This window comes from Thalassotalea nanhaiensis, assembly GCF_031583575.1.
GTDB lineage: Bacteria > Pseudomonadota > Gammaproteobacteria > Enterobacterales > Alteromonadaceae > Thalassotalea_A > Thalassotalea_A nanhaiensis.
The window spans coordinates 320,217-336,694 of sequence record NZ_CP134146.1; the positions used below are offsets into that span (position 1 = coordinate 320,217).

Annotated in this window: 13 protein-coding genes; 6 read left to right on the top strand and 7 right to left on the bottom strand. The window is 40.0% G+C overall.

Annotated features, from left to right (window positions below; all coding sequences use genetic code 11):
• Positions 1 to 14: 14 nt before the first annotated feature.
• Positions 15 to 875 carry a formyltetrahydrofolate deformylase gene (purU, locus tag RI845_RS01530; protein ID WP_348388000.1) on the bottom strand — a complete coding sequence of 287 codons (861 nt, stop codon included), beginning with the start codon at positions 873 to 875 and terminating at the stop codon, positions 15 to 17.
• A gap of 148 nt (positions 876 to 1,023) precedes the next feature.
• On the opposite strand from purU, the gene RI845_RS01535 reads away from it, so the two are divergent.
• Both RI845_RS01535 and RI845_RS01540 read left to right on the top strand, forming a co-directional pair.
• Positions 1,024 to 2,046, top strand: coding sequence for an AraC family transcriptional regulator (locus RI845_RS01535; RefSeq protein WP_348388001.1), 1,023 nt, complete (start codon positions 1,024 to 1,026; stop codon positions 2,044 to 2,046).
• Positions 2,047 to 2,125: 79 nt separating this feature from the next.
• Positions 2,126 to 3,181, top strand: coding sequence for a cysteine synthase A (locus tag RI845_RS01540; RefSeq protein ID WP_348388002.1), 1,056 nt, complete (start codon positions 2,126 to 2,128; stop codon positions 3,179 to 3,181).
• Between the two features lie 12 nt (positions 3,182 to 3,193).
• Here the strand turns inward: RI845_RS01540 and RI845_RS01545 are convergent, their stop codons facing one another.
• Positions 3,194 to 4,486: an NAD(P)/FAD-dependent oxidoreductase gene (locus RI845_RS01545; protein WP_348388003.1), complete on the bottom strand. Its 1,293-nt coding sequence runs from the start codon at positions 4,484 to 4,486 to the stop codon at positions 3,194 to 3,196.
• A gap of 183 nt (positions 4,487 to 4,669) precedes the next feature.
• Entirely contained in the window at positions 4,670 to 5,218 is a 549-nt protein-coding gene (locus RI845_RS01550; protein WP_348388004.1) for a cupin domain-containing protein, read from the bottom strand.
• A gap of 159 nt (positions 5,219 to 5,377) precedes the next feature.
• On the opposite strand from RI845_RS01550, the gene RI845_RS01555 reads away from it, so the two are divergent.
• Positions 5,378 to 6,664: an NAD(P)/FAD-dependent oxidoreductase gene (locus RI845_RS01555; protein ID WP_348388005.1), complete on the top strand. Its 1,287-nt coding sequence runs from the start codon at positions 5,378 to 5,380 to the stop codon at positions 6,662 to 6,664.
• A 7-nt stretch (positions 6,665 to 6,671) separates the two neighbouring features.
• Here RI845_RS01555 and RI845_RS01560 read toward each other — a convergent pair whose 3' ends face one another.
• Together RI845_RS01560 and RI845_RS01565 are read right to left on the bottom strand one after the other, a co-directional pair.
• Positions 6,672 to 8,027 carry an MATE family efflux transporter gene (locus tag RI845_RS01560; RefSeq protein ID WP_348388006.1) on the bottom strand — a complete coding sequence of 452 codons (1,356 nt, stop codon included), beginning with the start codon at positions 8,025 to 8,027 and terminating at the stop codon, positions 6,672 to 6,674.
• Between the two features lie 23 nt (positions 8,028 to 8,050).
• Positions 8,051 to 9,472, bottom strand: a complete 1,422-nt coding sequence (locus tag RI845_RS01565; RefSeq protein ID WP_348388007.1) for an aldehyde dehydrogenase family protein — start codon at positions 9,470 to 9,472, stop codon at positions 8,051 to 8,053.
• 210 nt (positions 9,473 to 9,682) lie between these two features.
• Here RI845_RS01565 and RI845_RS01570 point away from each other — a divergent pair, with 210 nt between their 5' ends.
• The 3 genes from RI845_RS01570 (at position 9,683) to RI845_RS01580 (ending at position 12,143) form a co-directional block, all read left to right on the top strand.
• Positions 9,683 to 10,558 (top strand): helix-turn-helix transcriptional regulator, encoded by an 876-nt coding sequence (locus RI845_RS01570; RefSeq protein ID WP_348388008.1) that lies wholly within the window; start codon positions 9,683 to 9,685, stop codon positions 10,556 to 10,558.
• Between the two features lie 248 nt (positions 10,559 to 10,806).
• Positions 10,807 to 11,553 carry a hypothetical protein gene (locus RI845_RS01575; protein WP_348388009.1) on the top strand — a complete coding sequence of 249 codons (747 nt, stop codon included), beginning with the start codon at positions 10,807 to 10,809 and terminating at the stop codon, positions 11,551 to 11,553.
• Positions 11,550 to 12,143 (top strand): MOSC domain-containing protein, encoded by a 594-nt coding sequence (locus tag RI845_RS01580; protein WP_348388010.1) that lies wholly within the window; start codon positions 11,550 to 11,552, stop codon positions 12,141 to 12,143. Before RI845_RS01575 ends, RI845_RS01580 begins: the two co-directional genes overlap by 4 nt.
• A 76-nt stretch (positions 12,144 to 12,219) precedes the next feature.
• Here the strand turns inward: RI845_RS01580 and RI845_RS01585 are convergent, their stop codons facing one another.
• Both RI845_RS01585 and RI845_RS01590 read right to left on the bottom strand, forming a co-directional pair.
• Positions 12,220 to 14,673, bottom strand: a complete 2,454-nt coding sequence (locus RI845_RS01585; RefSeq protein ID WP_348388011.1) for a TonB-dependent receptor — start codon at positions 14,671 to 14,673, stop codon at positions 12,220 to 12,222.
• A 166-nt stretch (positions 14,674 to 14,839) separates the two neighbouring features.
• Positions 14,840 to 16,438: a tetratricopeptide repeat-containing sulfotransferase family protein gene (locus RI845_RS01590; RefSeq protein WP_348388012.1), complete on the bottom strand. Its 1,599-nt coding sequence runs from the start codon at positions 16,436 to 16,438 to the stop codon at positions 14,840 to 14,842.
• Positions 16,439 to 16,478 lie beyond the last annotated feature (40 nt).

Sequence of the window (16,478 nt, forward strand, 5' to 3'; positions counted from 1 at the left end):
AATATATTTTCGGATTATCCAAAAATTATGGTTTTATTGTTGTGCACTAATACTCGTTCTTCTAAGTGATCTCTTAAGCCGCGCGATAACACCGTTTTCTCTACATCTTTGCCAAGGCGTATCAAATCATCTACTTGGTGGTAATGGTGCACACGGGCAATGTCTTGATCGATAATCGGACCGGCATCCAAATCTTCAGTGACATAATGACAGGTAGCGCCAATAAGCTTAACACCACGCTCCAATGCCTGATGGTAAGGCTTAGCGCCCATAAATGACGGTAAAAAACTGTGATGAATATTGATTACTTGGTGCTGATACTTAGCACACATCCACGGCGGTAAAATTTGCATGTATCTAGCCAAAACTACAGTGTCAGGTTGATATTTATCGATTACGTCTGACGTGGCGTTAAATGCTACTTCTTTACCGGCATCATCTTTCGGAACTGGAATGTGATAATAAGGAATGCCAAACCATTCAACATATTCTTTTAAATCGGGGTGATTTGAAATGACGCAAGGGATGTCAAAATCTAATTCGCCACTTTTCCAACGATATAATAGATCTTTTAAACAGTGGTCAATTTTACTCACCATTAATAAAACTTTGGTTTTTCTCTGAGTATCGGTGAGCTTATAGTTCATTGCATAACGTTCAATAATAGGCACAAACAAGGTGTTGAATCCTTCAGCATCCATGCGTAAATTTTCTGGGTCAATTACGTAGCGCATATAAAACATACCGCTATTAGGGTCGCTATATTGATGTGATTCAATAATGTTGCCGCCATGACCAGTAATAAACCCACTAACATCGGCAATAATGCCAGGCCTGTCTGCACAAGAAATAGTTAAACGATATGGGTGGTTCATTATGTTTTCCTTAAATAATATCTTTATGATCGATACATTATTTAACCTGAGTTTAGCTTCATTAATATAGATTATTATCTTATATCTAGTAATGGCAGTGAAAAAATAGGACAATGACGGGATAATAACGGACAGAGATTAGCCGAATATGAACCCTAGTGCACTGTGGTACGGTCACGAAATTCAACAATTAGTGAAAGCCTTAACTGAACAGCAACATGTTGATATAGATATATTATTAGCTACAACTGGGCTTACAGCTAAACAGCTAAGAGATCCAGGGCTGCGAATATCGATAGAACAAGAAGAGCAAATTTATGGCCAAATAGCTAAATATAATAGCGACCCTTATCTAGCTATCGAACAGGGCAAAAGCTTAGGGGTAAACCATTATGGGGTTCTTGGCCAGGCAATGCTGGGAGCGAATACATTTCGAGAAGCTTTATTACTAATGCAAAAGTATTCATCAATCATAAGTTGGCAGTTGAGTATGCAGTTAAAGTATGAAACTTATCAGGGGCAAGATGTGCTTACTATCGGCTTACAAACTGGTGCTGGCGATGATAGAAGCGTCGCCTTTGAACTTGAAAATACGATCGCATCCATTCATACATTGCTTAATCAAATTGTTGTTGCACCCGTTAATTTTAGCGCGATTGAGCTTAGTACCGGTCAATACGCTGATGATCTAAAGCCCTACCAAGATTTATTTAATTGCCCAATTACATTTAATGCTCCGGCAACAAAAATGATTATCAAACGATCATTACTACGTAAACGTCTACCCTACGCTGCACCAGAGTTAAGTGAATTAAGAATACAACTTTGTCAAAAGACTTTAGACTCATATAGCCAACAACACGGACTTGTGAATGCGCTCCTTACGTTTATTTCAGGCTATGAACAGGGCATACCTACGTTAAAACAAAGCGCCGAACAATTTCATCGCAGTGAACGAACTATGCGTCGACAATTATCTGAATTAAACACCTCTTATCAGCAATTAATTGATCAATACCGTTTTGACCAAGCGAAGCAATATTTAACCAATAGTACCTACACCACCGAAACTATGGCGCAACTGCTTGGTTATAGCGATAGTCGTAGTTTTCGTACTGCATTTAAACGATGGTCTGGTAAAACCCCAAGCGAATATAGAGCACTAAACTGAGTTTGCGCTAATTAAACAGTCTTGACTTGTACGTTGCGCAATCTACTATTTATATATTCATCTTGTTTGATTTTGGCCTATGATAATTCCTCCAATCCGTGAAAATATTGCAGACTTGATTGGTAATACTGACCTATTACGGATCAACAGTATTTCTGAGTTAAGCGGCTGTGAAATACTGCTTAAATGTGAACAGCAAAACCCTGGTGGCTCTATAAAAGACCGAGCGTCATTGCAACTGGTGCAAGATGCCATTGCCAGCGGTAAACTTAAACCCGGTATGACTATAGTAGAAGGAACCGCGGGTAATACCGGTATTGGTTTGGCTTTAGTTGCTAAAGCTCTAGGGTTTAAAATGTTAGTTGTTATGCCAACAGGACAAGCACCGGAAAAAGAACAAATGGTTGCACTATATGGTGCGACTCTTAAGTTGGTACCGGCTTGTCCTTTTGCCGACAGCAATCATTTTTATCATACGGCCAAGAGATTAGGGCAAGAAAACGATGACTATTGGTGGGCTGATCAGTTTGAAAATATAAGCAACACTAAAGCCCATTATGAGAATACTGGGCCAGAAATTTGGCAACAAACCCAAGGAAATATAGATGCATTAGTGTCAGTCGTGGGGACCGCAGGCACTATTGCGGGTAATTCTCGATATTTGGCAGAGCAAAATCCTAATTTAAAAACCTGGCTGGTAGACCCTGATGGCTCAGGACTGTATTCATATTTAAAACATGGTGAGTTTGTTAATAATGGTAGTTCATTTACCGAAGGTATTGGCATAATGCGCAGTGTAGAAAATTTTCGTCAAGCTAAAATAGACCATGCTATTACCTTGCCCGATCAAGATTTAGTCGATATTTCCCGTCATCTTCGCGACCGTGATGGCATTTTATTGGGTAGCAGCTCAGCGTTAAATGTAGCTGGTGCTTTGTACGCGGCCGCAAAAATGGGCCCAGGAAATACTATTGTTACATTTTGCTGTGATCTGGCCGAGCGTTCGTATACCAAACTGTATAATAGTAATTTTTTACAAGGCAGAAACTTAGTAGAAACCAACGAAAGCCTTGCCGAAAAATTTGCTCGATATCAAGCCGAACCAACAAGTAACGTTGTGCAAGTGCGTAGGTAATACCTCTTTAAATTAAAGCCCTAGCGAATCACGAAGTCCATAATACCATGCACCCATCATTGTAAATGGCACTCTAAACAGTCTTCCTCCCGGGAAGCTATAGTGCGGTAAATTGGCAAATACATCAAAGCGGCTGCTGTCACCATGGATAGCTTCAGCCAATAATTTACCGGCTAGATGTGAGGTATTTATTCCGTGGCCACTGTAGCCTTGAGTGTAATAAACATTCTCACCTATACGGCCAAGTTGTGGCAGTCGATTTAACGTTAATAAGAAATCACCGCCCCAAGCGTAATCAATTTTGTACTCCTGCATTGCAGGAAAAATTTTGTTCATGTGTGGTTTTAAAAAATTTTCGATACTGGCCGGATCGCCACCACCATAAGTTACCCCACCACCAAATAATAAGCGGTTATCTGCAGTGACACGATAGTAGTCGAGTTTATAATTCATATCTTCAACACAATATCCCGATGGGATCAGGCTGTTTGCCAACTCTTCTGGTAATACTTCAGAGGTGACAATTTGGGTGCCACAAGGCATAGATTTTTTTGCTAGTTTAGGCTCTAAATTACCCATGTAAGCATTACCTGCAAGTACTACTTTGTTGGCAGTGACACAGCCCTGTTTAGTCTTAACCAGCGTTATTTTTTTGTCTTGTTGTTGTAGGTGCTCAATATTAATGACTTTCGATTGTTCAAATACTTGTCCGCCAATTGAGGTGAATGCAACAGCTTCACCCAGAGCCAGCTTTAGTGGATGTATGTGACCACAATGTTCATCAACCAAGCCACCTACATAAGCATCGGTGTTTACTATGTTGGAGATGTTGTGTTTATCCACTATAGATAGTTTGTTGTTGTCGTAACGTTCCCAAAGTTCTTTTTTTCTGGCTAATTCATCCATTTGCTTTTCAGTGAAGGCTGCAAAAAAACCACCACTTTTATAATCGCAATCAATGGTATAACGTTTAATTAAATCTCGAATACAGTCAGCACCTTCAAAGGCCATTGACCCCATGGCATTGGCAGTATCTTTGCCGTAATGCTTCTCGATGTGATCAATATCTCTGCTAAAGCTATTGACTAATTGACCGCCATTTCTACCTGATGCACCGAAACCAATTTTACTGCCTTCCAATAAAACCACCTTGTAGCCTTTTTCTTGCAAGGCTATGGCCGTAGATAGGCCACTATAGCCACCGCCAACAACACAAATATCAGCAAATATATGATCGGTTAAGCTTGGGTAGTCGGTAGTGTCACCTCTTGAGGCGGCATAATAAGAATCAGGATAACAAGTCATATATTACTCTTAAATTATTCACTGTATTTCACAATGAGGTGTTTTAAATATTGAACAGATGTATTGATGTTATGCTAAATAATGAATAAATTAAACATATATTTTACACTTTTCTGAATATTAATTTAAAATGTAAAGAATATTGAATGGGCGATTTAGTGTCTTGCTACTAACTAACAAGCATTAAAAGTTTCCTGGTGTTGTCGCGCTAACAATTTTACACACCTTAGTGAACGGATTACGAAAACGGTGCGGTTTATTATTATCAAAATAATAACTATCGCCTTTCGTTAAAATATGAACCTGATTATCGACAGTAATTTCAATTTTCCCTTCAACGATATATCCACCTTCTTCGGCATCGTTTTGGAGCATTTCAATACCGGTATCTGCATTGGCTGGATATGTTTCTAATAAAAATGTCATTTGCCTGCGTGGAAAAGCTTTTCCCACTAACATCATAGAGATATCGCCCGTTCCAATATCCATTAGGTCTTCAGGCTTGTAGACTACTTGTTGGGTTTTTTCAGTGTTTACATCTTCAGAAAAAAAATCGACTAAGGAAATAGGGATACCGTTTAGTACTTTTTTTAGCGAACTGATCGACGGGCTAACACTATTTTTCTCGATCATCGAAATGGTGCTATTCGTCACTCCAGCACGTTTTGCCAGTTCTCGTTGAGATAAATTTTTTAACAGTCTAACTGTTTTTAAGCGCGCACCAACATCCAATTGCAGTTCCTCAAAAATTATTTATAGATTGGATAATAAAACAAATATATCTGTGTGCAATAAATAAAGCAATGATGTTCAATATTTAATACAATATTGCTTGATCTTTAGAGTTTTGCTCGTTATTTTTATCCTATTATACATTTTCTTGCGTTTTATATGACAGCTATACACACAGATGAGTATCCTGAGTCTTATTACTTTGCTTCAGCTAATCAACCTTTTCACTATCCTGTGTTGACCGAATCTATTGATGCCGATGTTTGCATTATTGGAGGTGGCTTTAGTGGTGTTGCAACCGCTTTAGAATTATCAGAAAGAGGCCTTAAGGTTGTGTTACTTGAAGCACATAAAATAGGCTGGGGCGCCTCGGGCAGAAATGGTGGCCAATTAATTCGTGGTATAGGCCATGACTTAGAAGTATTTCGCAATACAATAGGTCAAGAAGGTATAGATTCGATAACCCAAATGGGAGCAGAGTCATTAAGTATAGTTACTGACCGTATAAAAAAATACAATATCGATTGTGACTTAACCATGGGGTATTGTGACTTTGCTAATAAAGCTAAGCATGTGAAATGGCTTGAACAAAGTTATAAGCAGTTACAAAAAAATAATTATCCTTTCCCAATAAGATTGCTCGATAAAGATGAAGTGCAACAACAAGTTATTGGTTCAGCTAGTGCTCTGGCAGGATTTGAAGATATGGGCAGCGGTCACTTACATCCATTGAATTTATGTTTAAGTGAAGCACACATTGCCACAACATTAGGGGCACAGATATTCGCCGATTCAAAAGTAACTAAAATTGAAAAGGGCACAGTAAATACAGTTCACACGCTATTAGGGCAGGTAAAGGCGAAAACATTAGTGCTCGCCGGAAACGCATATATTGAAGGCTTAGAACCGAAACTTGATGGTAAAGTGCTACCAGCTGGAAGTTACATAATTGCCACCGAGCCGTTAAAAGCAGAACTTCATAGTAAAATTCTGCCAGGTAATCATGCGGTCTGTGATCAGCGTACTGCTCTGGATTATTTTCGCTTATCTGCAGATAAAAGGCTGCTCTTTGGCGGCATGTGTAACTATTCAGGCCGTGATCCGAAAGATATTAAAGCTGTACTGTACCCTAAAATGTTGCAGGTATTTCCAGAGTTAGAAAATATTAAAGTTGATTATCAATGGGGTGGAAAAATTGGCATTGGTGCTAATCGATTACCTCAAATTGGTCGCTTACAAAATAATATTTATTATGCGCAAGGGTATTCTGGTCATGGTGTAAACGTTACTCATATGGCGGGAAAACTATTGGCGGAAGCCATCAGTGGTGAAACTAATCGAATTGAAGTATTCAACCAGGTCAAACACCTTACTTTCCCTGGAGGAAGGTATTTACGCTCACCTCTGTTAGCGTTGGGAATGCTATACCATAAAATGTTTGATTAAGAGCCCGCTACGCCCGTTTATATTTACTTACTTGGATGTATAGTCGGGTGGACAGCAAGCCACTCGCTAGGAAAATACCAACTAAAAATCCGCCCCAAAAGCCATATATGCCATAGCTTTGCCCCCAAACTTCCGTAACGGCGAGGCTATAACCCAAGGGAAAGCCAATAAGCCAATATGAAGTCACCTGAAGTATCATGGGGACTTTTGTATCTTCAAAGCCGCGCAGGGTTTGTGCTGCCCATACCTGCATAATATCAAATACCAGATAGAAAGGAGCAAACCACATAATTGCGGTTGAAATCGCCGCAATGGCAATATCTTGGGTAAATAAATTTGGTAGATCAGCGCGAAAACCAAAAACTAATAAACCCACCAAGAAACCAAAAGCTGCCACCATGCTAAGCCCAGCTTGCAAGTGGTTATACATCGCACTAGTGTTAGATTTGCCAATGCTTTGCGCAACCAGTATTGAGGTTGCCTGCCCAATACCAAGGCCAAACATTAAGACTAAAGACACTACCTGAATGGTTATTTGGTGGGCTCCTAACGATTCGGTTCCTAGTGGCGCAATAAGCAGCGCGGTAAAATTGAAAAAACCTTCTTCGGCCAGTATTGCCAAACTAATTGGTAGTCCTAAAGAAAGTAGAACTCGCCAACGAGATAATATAATTCCCGGCCATTTTTTGTAGATGTTGTATCGTTTGGTTTTCTTATGCTTAGCGGTATAAATAATTGCAGAAAAACCCCAAAGCCAATAAATTATCGTCGTAGTCCAGGCACAACCAACTCCGCCAAGCGCTGGAAATCCATATTTGCCAAAAACAAATACATAATCTAAAAATAAGTTGAGAGAAACGGCAACTAGACTGGAAATTACCACAAAACGCAATAAACCGTGGCCTTCTAGAATTGCACATAATGCCCAACATACACCGCTGATAGGTAATGAGTAAGCGATTATTTCACCGTAACCTTGAGCTATTTTGGTCACTTCGACACTGGCACCCAAATGTGGGATTAAAGGTATAAGCGACAACATTAACACCGTCGCTAAAATGCCAAGAAAAGCCGCTAATAACAAACCTTGCTGACTTTCAATGGATATTTCTTTATAGTTTTTTGCACCATAGAAACGGGCAACTCTTGGGGTAATTGCACAAATTATGCCGTACAAGGTCATTTCAATAACCAGCCAAATGTTGCCGCCAATAGCAAGGCCTGCTAAGTCCTCACCACTGACCTGACCGGCCATCATTGTGTCGATAACTCCCATACCAATCATCGCTACATTAGCAATGATCAGCGGCACGGCTAAGCGTAAAATTTTATTAATTTCAGCAAACCATAACCGCTTATGCATATATTTCCCGTAATCGAAGTAGGTTAATAGCCAACAATACCTTTAATTTCGAGAAAATCATCAAATGCAAAATGTCCCCACTCACGGCCATTACCAGATTGCTTATAGCCACCAAATGGCGCATAAGGGTCAAATTCAGGGTCGTTAATATAAATGGTACCAGCACGAATGCTACGGGCAATATGACGAGCTTGATTCATATCTTTGCCTTGAATATATCCGGCAAGCCCATACAAAGTATCATTAGCAATTTCTATCGCTTGCTCTTCGTTGTCATAAGGCATAATGGCCAACACCGGCCCAAACACTTCTTCTCGGGCAAGCATCATGTCGTTGGTTACGTTGGCAAAAATGGTTGGCTTAACGTAATAACCATGATCTAATCCTTCGGGTCTACCTGAGCCACCGGTAACAAGCTCCGTACCTTGTTCTACGGCCTGCTGGATCATGTTATTGACCTTAGTAAATTGATTCTTATTCGACAGTGGACCAAGGTTGGTGTCACTATTATTTGGATCGCCAACCATGGTTTGCTGTGCAACAGCCTTGGCCGCAGCAACTGCTTTGTCATGATATTTGGCCGGTACCAACATTCTTGTTGGTGCATTACAAGATTGGCCGGTATTTGAAAAACAGTCTTTAACGCCAGCAGCAACGACTTGTTCAATGTCGGCATCTTCCATAATTATATTTGCCGACTTGCCGCCTAACTCCAAGGTCACTCTTTTTATTGTGTCAGCAGCATTTTTTGATACTGCTACACCAGCACGAGTAGAGCCGGTAAGAGAGACTAATTCAATATCTTGATGAGAAGATAGAGCTGAACCAACATTGGGTCCATCACCTTGCACCATATTAAATACACCTGGCGGAAGCCCTGCATCATGAACTATTTGCGCAAATAGTTGTGCCGATAAAGGTGCTAACTCACTTGGTTTTAATACCATGGTGCAACCGCAGGCAATCGCCGGCGCTACTTTACATGCGATCTGATTCATTGGCCAATTCCATGGGGTAATAAAGCCACAGACTCCAATGGCTTCTTTGACTACGTGGGTAATGCCCTGATTTTCTTCAAAAATGAAGTCCTCTAAAGCCTTTCGCGTTGTTTGAAAATGGGTTAACCCTATTGGTGCTTGTGAGCCTCTAGCCATGCTCATTGGTGCGCCCATTTCTAAGGATATGGCTTGTGCCATTTCTTCCATACGTTCTTTATACAAAGCAATTATACGGTCAAGGTAGCCTAATCTTTCTTCTTTAGAGGTTGATGACCAGGCAGGGAAAGCGTCTTTGGCAGCTTGTGTAGCCAGGTCGACATCTTTCGCAGTGCCTAATTTTAGCTGGCCAATAATTTGTTCATTGGCCGGGTTTATGATATCCATCATTTCGCCATGTTCTGGGGTAACCCAAGCGCCATTGATATAAAATTTATCACAGAGTTTCATATATAAGTTTCCAGAAATAGCTAAGTTGTTATTTAAATTAGTTAGATAATGCGCTTAAAAGCAATATTAACTGGTAAAGTTGAAGTCTATACTAAGGTTATCTTCAGGCTTAATAAATAACCCTATAGGGGTAACTTTTTATTGTTAATTTGGTGTAAATGCTGTTAAATGGGATAAAGGTTAGCAGTAGTTAGTGAGCATTTTGAAACTATGCCAAACAGTAAAAAACAGCAAATAAAACAATCATTTCTCTCTACTTTTAGTGAGCAATATGCTGCTTTAATGCCCATTGTTAATAGCCCGATGTTTGCTGAAAAACTTGCAGACATGTTTAAGTTATTAATACCAACAAATAACGTAATGATTATTTCTAACCCAAGCAAAAACCTACCGATTTTAGAATATAATGATCTGCCTCCCGAGAACAGAGCGTCAATTGCCAATCAATATGTTAATGGTACATTTTTACTCGACCCGTTTTATCTTGCGGCAAGAAAACAAGGCAAAAATGGTTTCTTTCATTTAATCGACATCGCCCCTGATGGTTTTGAAGATAGTGAATATTATAAAACTTATTTTAAACACTCAGGTCTGTCTGATGAATGTGGTTATATTATTCAGCTTGCCGATCACGGCGAAAAATTTATCATCATTTCTTTGGGACAGATTGCAGTTTCGGAAACGTTTACTGATAAACACTTGAAATGTATGAAAGATATATCCCCATTAATAGAGTCTCTTGCCAAGCAACATTGGTTAAGTGGAGAGCATGAAAACGAAACACAGTTTGATGTTCGCCAGCAACTTGAAACTGCACTGGAGTGTTTTGGTAAGAGCATGCTTACTGAACGAGAAATTCAAATGGTGCAAATGATCCTGCACGGTTATTCAAGTAAAGCAATTGCTGAACGATTTAACATCTCCTTGGAAACAGTCAAATTACATCGCAAAAATGCCTATGCTAAACTTGATTTAAGCAGCCAAGGTGAGTTGTTTAATTTATTTATCAATTCATTGATTAACAATGAACATTATGAAGGCGGCGATCCACTTATTTCATATTTTGGCTTAAGTGTTGTTGTTTAGGTTCTACTATTCCCCTTAGTAACTGAAATAATACCGAAAAGGGGTATTTATTTCAGGTCGATTATTCGGTTTAATCAAAGCTTAAAGATTTCTTTCAACAAGGTTGATAATTTATCAAATGGTTATTGGTAAAGCTTAATATTTCAGCTGAAGATCTTCAGCAGCGAGTTAAATGGCTCGTATACGTCCTCTTGCTGATAAATTATGCCCTGTATTTTCGGGATGATTGGGTTATCGCCTCACATACCATGCGCAATGGAGGTTCATTTCTTGAGTGGACAGCGGCCTTTGCTACAACCATCGATGAAACCGCTTGGATGTTCCTCCTTATCTTGTTTGAGATTGAAACTTATATACTTGATGACGAACCATTGTCGCGAGTAAAAAGTATGTTGCTACATAGTGTAAGAGTAATTTGCTATATCTCATTAGCTCATACACTTTACGCCTTTGGTATATACGCTGCAGATTTACAGCAAGTGGTTGTAATTGATGATGTATCTAACTTATGCCAGTTGGTGGATAAAAATGTTTCCTATGCATTAAATTTTTACTACACAGTGTTAGACGCCAATAACTGTAAAAGCCTTTCTGCTGCGACACAGTTTTTCTATATTGACCCACCAAACTTTTTAATTGTCACCGACAGTGCAGGTCTAGTTATTGAAAAACAACTCGCTTGGCTGGATGTCATTGAAGTGATTGCCTGGTTTATTATCTTATTTACCATTGAAACAAGCATTTACTTGCAAGACCGCGGCATAACAACTGGGCCGTTAACTGCTTTTCTAAAAAAGGCTAAATTATTATTCTATACAATCCTTTGGGGCGCTATCTTCTATTGGCTTTATCGTGGTCATTGGATGTATGCCTGGGATGAATTCTTATGGATTGCCGGTTTCGCTGCGATCGAATTAAATGTGGTGGATTGGCGTAAAGAAATTAATGAAACTGATAATCCAGATCAGCATCGCGAGTTAAAGGAAGAAATATGAAGAAAATAGTCGGCAAACTGGTAGCCGTTAATCTTGGCAAAGAGACAGACGGCTTAGCCAAGAGCCCCACGAATTACTTACACGCTGAACTTGATGGTTTTGTTGGTGATCGACACCGTTCAATACAAAGGCAGTGTTGGCAAGGTGATAAACAGGCGAAAGGCTCAATCAGAAGAAATGAACGCCAGTGGTCGGCTACCTCGATTGAAGAACTGGCAGAAATTACCGAGAAAATGGATCTTAGCCAACCCCTAACTGCCGATAAGGTAAGCGTTAATTTATGTTTTGAAGGTATACCAAAATTATCTTTATTACCAAAAGGCTCCATTTTAAAATTTTCATCTGGTGCTGAATTGATGGTAGAAGAATATAATCCCCCATGTGTTGAGATGGGGGAAAAATTGGCTGAAATTTTTAGTACTAATTCAGGTAAAGATCTCGTTGCGACAGATTTCACCAAGGCGGCTGCCTTTTCTCGGGGGTTGGTTGGAGTCGTGGAAGTTGCAGGTAAATTGAGCGTAGGTGATCAGGTATCGGTTAGCGTTTATCAGCCACCTCTGTGGATTGCCAAAATGCAAAGTGAGTCATAACCAAAGATTTCGTTAAAACCGTAAAATAAAAAACAGCCCATAAGGGCTGTTTTTATATTTAGTAACCTTTTGGTGGTTAATCCCAACTCATACCAAATCGTATGCCCATGGTACGTGGTTTAAATACAGACCAATGTACGGCAGGGACAACACCAACACCGTTGTATGCGTTATCATATCCTTCTTCATCGGTGACGTTATCCACGTAGGCTTGAACCCACCAATTAGAAGCCGACTCGTAGCCAAGTCGTACCGCGGCAGTATAAGTCGCATCAAGCTCTGTTTCAGGCAAATATTCCCAACCGCCGCCACGCTCATCTTCCCAATACATCTCTAAACTAGTGGTAATTGCTGCACCACTATCAAGTGGGAAAGCGCCGTCTAGCACAAATGCTCCAGTAAGCTCCGGTGCATAATACAAGGGCCTACCTTCACAATAATCTGATCCCGGCTCACCTTGACCAGTTGGACCAAGACATACATCGTGAAGATCCGTTACTTCCGTATCAAGGTAGCTTAATCCCAAGTAAAGCTTCCAATATTCGCCTAAGCTTGTATTGATAGTACCCTCTAAACCATAGGCTTCAGTCGTACCAACATTTTTCACAATCGTTGCACCGGTGTTTGGCTCAGAAGCGTTTACTTGTAAGCCGCCGTAGTCGTAGTAAAACGCGGTTAGAGCGATATCGGTATTACCTTCAAAGAATGAATCTTTATAACCTATCTCATAAGAGTCAATGGTTTCTGGGGCAAACGTTTCAAGCGGGTAGCCTGATTCATTGGTAAGATCATAGGTTTGCCAAGGAACATCTTCACCTTGAGCATTTGTTCCTAGGGAGAAGGATGCAAAGCCACCGGCTTTATAGCCTTCGGTATAGCTGGCATAAAACATCATATCATCTTGTGGTCGCCATCTAATGAGGGCTTTGACCGATGTATCGGTCCACGTTTTGCTATCCTTAATTGGTTCGGCCGTAGTGAAACCATAGTACCACCAAGCACCAAGGAAACTGTCCGGTGCTGGTACATCAATCGAAAATTCTTTTGAATCAGAACTATGACGAGCACCGAATTCAACATTAACAGTATCGGTTATTTGATAGTCAAGGTTAGCATATACTGCCCAGCCATCAAATTCGCCATCATGAATAACCGATTCAACTAAGGCGTGATCTTCACGGTAGTGAGAAAATGTCCCATAATATCCGCCATAGTAATCATTGAAGAGTTCTTCACAGCCAGAAGTACCTAGATCGTAGTAATATGAGTAATAATAGTCACATAAAATATCTTCATTGAAACTGTTTTCCACATAAACATCGAGTGATTCTTCATAGTAGGATGCACCAAAATACCAACCTAAGGCATCATTGCCTTTGGAGTTCAGTCGAGCTTCAACTTGCGTGTAATCACCTGACTGATCCATTTTCCAATCTTCAATCGGCAAAGGACCACCATCAAGATCTTCGGCATAGAAATAATCATGATCTTTGTAGCCTGCACTTACGGTTAAGTCGGCAAAACTAAATTCTTTTTCAACTCGAATTTGAATGTTTAATGCTTCGGCGTCATCTTTTGTACCGTAGTTTTTATGATAAAAACCGCCATCGAGATCAATATCAGCACTGCCGCCTTTTAAACCATTACCACCATTAACTTGATCGCCAAAAATTTCATCCCACATTTCCCAATGCTCGCCTTCTTCAACGGCACGGTAAGCGGTACCAGGCTGATTACGTTCTTCATAATCAATCATGGTATAAATAGATAAAGTATCAGATGGTTGGTAAGTGGTAGATAAACGAAATGCGGTTATTTCCCTATCGGGTATATCGCCTGCTGGGCCTAAGTTATCAACATAACTTTCTTCATTGTGAGACAGGCCAGCAATACGTACCGCAAAGGTATCGCTAACATCAAGGTTTATAGCACCATCAACCCTAACTAGATTATTTTCGCCTAAATCTACGCTAATATTACCATCACTGCTGCCTACTTCTGCGCGTTTTGTGTGTACGCTAATGGCACCACCAATAGAGTTTCGACCAAAAAGGAAGGCTTGTGGACCACGAACAATTTCCGCTCGGTCCATATCATACATACTACTAACCGCAGAGCCAGTGCGTCCTTCATACAGGTCATTTTTAAATAGACCATTAGACATATCACCACCAGAACCGTAATCCTCAGTTCGTATACCACGAATACTTAAAGCGTCGAGGAAGCTATCGGCACTGTTGCCCGTAGCCCCTGGGGTAAATTTAACTAACTCTTTAACATTGCTCAGATGTACAGCTTCGATGAAATCCCCTGTTAAAGCCGTGATGGCAATTGGAGCTTCCTGAAGAGTTTCATTTTTCTTTGTCGCGGATATGACTATGACTTCAACTTCTTCTTCTTCCTGTTCGGTAGCAAAAGTAGGGATTGAAATCATCGATGTTATAATGGCAGCAGAGACTGCCTTCGCGAGCGAGCTTTGATGGAAGGGGTGAGCCAACGATGTACGACTACTGGTGTATTTCCTAGACATTATTTACCTCGAGTTTTTATTAGTATTTTTCTTTCGGCTAAATAACAGCATAATGCTGATACAACTTTTTTAGCTTTTCATTTAACAGTATCCAATGCATTGCTTAAATAATATACCCCCTAGGGGTAGGTCGTATTTTCAATGTTACTTTTTTATTCGATTGTTTTTATTCAGAAATATCTACACCATGTGCTTTTAATGTATTTAACATTGGTTGTAGTTGTTGCTCGTATTTCCGCCATCGGCCAATAGAGCGGGTATGTGCAGGTTCACGCACCTGAACAGCACTTGCGGTTGTTACTGCACTGTCTTGGCTATGGAAATTCAGGCAGGCATCTTGCCAAGGCAAATCAAGAAATTCGATTAATGCCCGTGCATTAGGTTCTAAATCCCGCGCCGTTTGTTCATAGCTAATGTCGAAAAAACGCCCTGGGAAGCGCTCTCGCCATATTTGCATTAACTCTAAATACCTTACATGGTGTCGTGCCATTTCTTCCTGGTTATAAGAGTGCAGGTAAGCATCAGCAAATAATTGTTTATAACTGGCAAAACAGGCATCCATTGGATTACGAACTAAATGAACTATTTTGGCGTTCGGAAATGCTTTTAAAATCAACGGAATAAGCAGGTAGTTTTGCGGTAATTTATCAACAAACCTTTTCGTGTCACCTTGCATACGTTTCGTACTTCGCAGGTACATATTAGCAACTTTAGTACTATCTAAATCTTTTGCTGCTTTAAGTAATTCAGATGAAAAACGCTGTTTGTTGGTGGTTTTGCTTAGTCTGCGTAACGCCAATCCAAATTGCTGTAATTCTCCAGCAGAGGTAACGTCTGAGTGAGCGGTAATAATACGTTCAATGAGTGTTGTTCCAGTACGGGGCTGTCCTAAAACAAAAATGGGAGCAGTTGTAGGATTACCCGTACTTCCTTGATCGAGCCACTCTTTGGTGTAATTATCGATTAAACATTGAAAGGTTTGAATTTCAGCTTGTACATCATATTCGTTTGCTTCACGTTTGGCTTTTGCGCCTAGCTCAAAAGCTGAAAATGCTTGCGGCCATTGTTGCAAGTCTTCATATTCTTTACCAATGGCATACTGATAAAAAGCCAGAGTGCTGTTGTTATTTTTGTTGTTAGCTAATAATTGTTGCATTTCATCAATATGGCTTTCATCTTTTGCTTTTATTGATTTTGAAATCGACCAATGTGCTTGCGCTGAGTTTGCTCTCAGTTTAATAATATCTCTTAAGATAGATTCAGCTGCCGCTGTTTCACCATGATAAATCAAACAATTTGACAGGTTTCCCATATACAATGGATGGTTTGGTTTTATTTCATTGGCTTTAATGAAAAACATTTTTGCAAGGCCATGTTCGCCCATCATTGACAATGTGGTGCCAATTAAATCTAATACTAATGGGTCATTGGTTTTTATTCGCCTTGTATGCTGCAGTGCTTGATCGGCAAGGTTTACTTTACCTTCATCCATATACAGCTTGGCTAGATTTGCCCATGCGGCAACATGGTCATTGTCCAGTTTTACTACCGACTGAAAGGCACTGAAGGCAATTCGTTTATTTTTACTCGCCAAGCCAACCAAGCCAACTAAAAAGTGACCAGGAACCAAGTCAGGTTTAAGCGTTAATATTTTTTGACAAATTTCACTGGCGGTATCAAATTTTTGTTTTGATAGGGCGAAAAAACCCTGCTTAAGTAGGTCTTGCAATTGAGGTTGAAGTTCCTGACTGGTAATACTATTCATCTAAACTATCCGGAAATTATTATTATTTTTTAAGCTATTT

Excerpts from the sequence above, each read along its gene's own strand:
- purU (WP_348388000.1), bottom strand. The coding sequence starts at position 875 with ATGAACCACCCATATCGTTTAACTATTTCTTGTGCAGACAGGCCTGGC.
- RI845_RS01535 (WP_348388001.1), top strand. The coding sequence starts at position 1,024 with ATGAACCCTAGTGCACTGTGGTACGGTCACGAAATTCAACAATTAGTG.
- RI845_RS01540 (WP_348388002.1), top strand. The coding sequence starts at position 2,126 with ATGATAATTCCTCCAATCCGTGAAAATATTGCAGACTTGATTGGTAAT.
- RI845_RS01545 (WP_348388003.1), bottom strand. The coding sequence starts at position 4,486 with ATGACTTGTTATCCTGATTCTTATTATGCCGCCTCAAGAGGTGACACT.
- RI845_RS01555 (WP_348388005.1), top strand. The coding sequence starts at position 5,378 with ATGACAGCTATACACACAGATGAGTATCCTGAGTCTTATTACTTTGCT.
- RI845_RS01560 (WP_348388006.1), bottom strand. The coding sequence starts at position 8,027 with ATGCATAAGCGGTTATGGTTTGCTGAAATTAATAAAATTTTACGCTTA.
- RI845_RS01565 (WP_348388007.1), bottom strand. The coding sequence starts at position 9,472 with ATGAAACTCTGTGATAAATTTTATATCAATGGCGCTTGGGTTACCCCA.
- RI845_RS01570 (WP_348388008.1), top strand. The coding sequence starts at position 9,683 with ATGCCAAACAGTAAAAAACAGCAAATAAAACAATCATTTCTCTCTACT.
- RI845_RS01575 (WP_348388009.1), top strand. The coding sequence starts at position 10,807 with ATGCGCAATGGAGGTTCATTTCTTGAGTGGACAGCGGCCTTTGCTACA.
- RI845_RS01580 (WP_348388010.1), top strand. The coding sequence starts at position 11,550 with ATGAAGAAAATAGTCGGCAAACTGGTAGCCGTTAATCTTGGCAAAGAG.
- RI845_RS01585 (WP_348388011.1), bottom strand. The coding sequence starts at position 14,673 with ATGTCTAGGAAATACACCAGTAGTCGTACATCGTTGGCTCACCCCTTC.
- RI845_RS01590 (WP_348388012.1), bottom strand. The coding sequence starts at position 16,438 with ATGAATAGTATTACCAGTCAGGAACTTCAACCTCAATTGCAAGACCTA.